The sequence below is a fragment of the Bartonella sp. MR100HLJHH genome (assembly GCF_042194215.1).
Classification (GTDB): Bacteria; Pseudomonadota; Alphaproteobacteria; order Rhizobiales; family Rhizobiaceae; genus Bartonella; species Bartonella grahamii.
In genome coordinates this window covers 1-2,815 of record NZ_JBHIMR010000046.1, presented here as the reverse complement: position 1 = coordinate 2,815, position 2,815 = coordinate 1, and the positions used below count along the sequence as shown (strand labels likewise).

The window sequence follows — 2,815 nt, the reverse complement described above, 5'->3', positions numbered from 1 at the left end:
TCTTTCTCATGTGATATCGGTGGTGATCCGTTTGTGCAAGCAGAAGCAAAGCTTGTTCAAGAGCCCCCTTTCCGCCCTTATATTCCAGCAGAATGGCGCATCAAAAGTGTTAAGCACAAACTTGATAAAACGAGTGGTTACACCACAAAAATAGAGTGCGAACTTTTTGATGCATCACAAGAAGATGCGGCTGGAAACGTTGCAAACACAACACCAGACAAGGACGATACCCTTGATCCAAACGCACCACCAGACGCATGCGACGAAGGTGAAGGCGTTATCCATATGGATGAAGAGGATAGATAAGTCAAATTAGCAAAAATGTAAAAAATCTCGAAAGCCACTTGACATTGTGGCGACAATATGAATAATCGAATCAGGTGCTTGAAAAACACCTTAAATACCAAGCGGACGAGCTACCGAGATAGTTTATTTTCCGCACATTGTAAAGGCTTTGACTCATTGTATGTTATACGCATATAATGATCTCGTCGGGTGTGGTTGCGCTATAAAATACCCTTATGGGGAAAGTGTAACGACGGACTTGGTACCGTGTTTTTCAGCGCCCGGCACTCTTTTAGAGTGTCAATGAAAAACGTCTATTACCAAGGAGTTCATAATGAACACACTTATAGAAATTAAAGAAAGCACTACTAATAATGCTACCACTCAGACTATGTCTAGCCGTGAGATTGCAGAATTGTGTGGTAAACAACATAAACATGTTATACGTGACATTAAGCAAATGCTTGAAGAACTTAACGCCCCCAAATTTGGGGTGGTTAATTTTAGCGAGCCCAAATTTGGGCTGGCTAAATTTTTAAGCAATTATATTGATGAACAAGGGAAAAGCCGCCCTTGTTATAACTTACCGAAGCGTGAATGTTTAATTCTTGTTTCTGGTTATAACACTACATTACGAGCAAAGATTATTGACCGTTGGCAAGAGTTGGAAAAGCAGGTAGCTGTTCCACAGATAGACTACTCAAGTCCTCAAGCAATGATTGGCTTTTTGACACATTTACAAAGCCAAATCGAGCAGAAAGATCATGTTATTGCTGAATTAGCACCAAAAGCAGAAGCTTTGGAAGGTTTAAAACGCTCTGATGGTTTGTTCGGTCTGATTGAAGCAGCAAAGATGTTGGAAGTAAGACCAAAGGACTTAACAGATTACTTGCGTAAACATGATTGGGTGTATCGACGGGCTCCAGGGGCGCCTCTGTTACCTTATCAGGATAAGATCAAGAAAGGATTCATGGATTGCCCTGCTATCACCATTCAAAGACCGGATGGTACAGAAAAGGTGCTGCCTTCAACAAAAATCACATCCAGAGGATTGGCATGTTTGAGAGAACAAATCTTTGGGGGTGTGCAATGAATAGCAGTATCGATTTTTTGTGCGATTTATGGATGGCATTGTTTAAGCTTTCTAATCATCGAGGCATTGGAGATGAGGACTGCAATGCTATAGTTGAGGTTATGGAATCGGTCGTAGATGCTCTGGTTTTAAAGCTTCAAGATGACGTGCCCAATATTACAAAAATCTTGGCAATTTTGACAGATTTTGGAGCTTCAGAACTTCCACATCGTATGGATTCTTTGTTGCGAACTTATGAACCAAATTTGGAGCCTCCCATTAAAAAGGTTGCTTAAGTACCTCCCCTCCCTATCTTTAAAGGTGGGGAGTGGACACTAAAGTTACACGTGTGGAACTGGTCGTTCAAGAGGCTGTACAGCCAAACGAAACCCCATGGTACGCAGTAAAGCATTCAAGCTGCGGAACTCTGGATTACCTTTTTCTGAAAGTGTACGGTAAAGTTGTGTTGGGTTCAAGTTGGCTGCTTTAGCTACAGCTTGAACACCACCATAAGCTTTGGCCATTTGGCGTAGAGTTACAAGCAGCTCACCCTGATCACCATCTGCTAGGATTGCATCAAGGGTAGCTGCTGCCAACTCAGGATCACCACGGAATATTTCTGCCATTGCATCATCATGGTTACGGTCTTTCATTTTTGCACTCCTTTAATCTTCACGGTTTTGCCAATCACGCCAGCAAGCACATGCACGAGTGATATCAGTCTCTTGTGTTTTTTTGCTGCCACCGCATAATAGCAACAATACGGTCTTTCCAGATTGGACATAATAAACTCGGTAGCCAGGACCAACATTAATACGCAATTCATGAACACCCTCACGAAGCGGCTTGAAATCGCCAAAGTTTCCCTGCTCTAAACGATTAAGGCGGCGAATAATTGCAGTTTTAGCCTGCATATCACGGAGCTTTCGCAGCCAATCAGCTATCAAGTCTTTGCCATCAGAAGTAAGGTAGTGACGTATTTCAAACATGATGTATATTCGTTTATAAACGAATATTTGTCAAGAGAGAAATTAAAAGTTGAGAAAAAATCTTCTTTTATTCCAATGAAAAAGCGACATGAAGCTTAACCAAGCTATCTTCCCGAATGAGAAAGATGTCAATTTTTTTAATCCAGCTCTGCTTTTTGCGGAGCTTTTTTTATGGAGAAGCATATGCGAAAAATATCATCCGAAGGGCTAGCACTTATCAAACAATGGGAAGGCTTGCGTTTGAATGCCTATAAAGATGCCATCGGGGTGTGGACAATAGGTTATGGACATACAAACAATGCTGGAAAACCTTTTGTTCATAAAGGCATGGCAATCACTGAAAAACAAGCTGAAGAACTTCTTTGCCAAGATTTAAGACAATTTGAAAATGCCGTTGAACGCGCTGTTACAGTTTCATTAACAGATGAACAATTCGCGGCGTTAGTGTCATTTTGCTATAATGTAGGAA

5 protein-coding genes and 1 pseudogene are annotated in these 2,815 nt (G+C 41.4%); 4 read left to right on the top strand and 2 right to left on the bottom strand.

The window, feature by feature from the left end:
- From ACFIJ7_RS09235 to ACFIJ7_RS09225, 3 genes and pseudogenes are all read left to right on the top strand, one after another.
- Positions 1 to 306 (top strand): annotated as a pseudogene (locus ACFIJ7_RS09235) (late control protein); the annotation flags it as partial.
- Positions 307 to 619: 313 nt separating this feature from the next.
- Complete coding sequence (locus ACFIJ7_RS09230; protein ID WP_375645155.1) at positions 620 to 1,378, top strand: Rha family transcriptional regulator; 759 nt, start codon at positions 620 to 622, stop codon at positions 1,376 to 1,378.
- Positions 1,375 to 1,653, top strand: a complete 279-nt coding sequence (locus ACFIJ7_RS09225; RefSeq protein WP_317993603.1) for a hypothetical protein — start codon at positions 1,375 to 1,377, stop codon at positions 1,651 to 1,653. Before ACFIJ7_RS09230 ends, ACFIJ7_RS09225 begins: the two co-directional genes overlap by 4 nt.
- A 45-nt stretch (positions 1,654 to 1,698) precedes the next feature.
- On the opposite strand, the gene ACFIJ7_RS09220 is transcribed toward ACFIJ7_RS09225, so the two are convergent.
- Together ACFIJ7_RS09220 and ACFIJ7_RS09215 are read right to left on the bottom strand one after the other, a co-directional pair.
- Positions 1,699 to 2,010: a DNA-binding protein gene (locus tag ACFIJ7_RS09220; RefSeq protein WP_375627110.1), complete on the bottom strand. Its 312-nt coding sequence runs from the start codon at positions 2,008 to 2,010 to the stop codon at positions 1,699 to 1,701.
- 12 nt (positions 2,011 to 2,022) lie between these two features.
- Entirely contained in the window at positions 2,023 to 2,346 is a 324-nt protein-coding gene (locus tag ACFIJ7_RS09215; protein WP_015857128.1) for a type II toxin-antitoxin system RelE/ParE family toxin, read from the bottom strand.
- Between the two features lie 183 nt (positions 2,347 to 2,529).
- Between ACFIJ7_RS09215 and ACFIJ7_RS09210 the strand changes: the two genes are divergently transcribed.
- Positions 2,530 to 2,815: lysozyme (locus ACFIJ7_RS09210; protein ID WP_375645154.1), on the top strand; the 286-nt coding region annotated here is incomplete at its 3' end.

What these genes read in the sequence shown, in the direction of transcription:
- ACFIJ7_RS09230 (WP_375645155.1), top strand. Translation starts at nt 620, where the DNA reads ATGAACACACTTATAGAAATTAAAGAAAGCACTACTAATAATGCTACC.
- ACFIJ7_RS09225 (WP_317993603.1), top strand. Translation starts at nt 1,375, where the DNA reads ATGAATAGCAGTATCGATTTTTTGTGCGATTTATGGATGGCATTGTTT.
- ACFIJ7_RS09220 (WP_375627110.1), bottom strand. Translation starts at nt 2,010, where the DNA reads ATGAAAGACCGTAACCATGATGATGCAATGGCAGAAATATTCCGTGGT.
- ACFIJ7_RS09215 (WP_015857128.1), bottom strand. Translation starts at nt 2,346, where the DNA reads ATGTTTGAAATACGTCACTACCTTACTTCTGATGGCAAAGACTTGATA.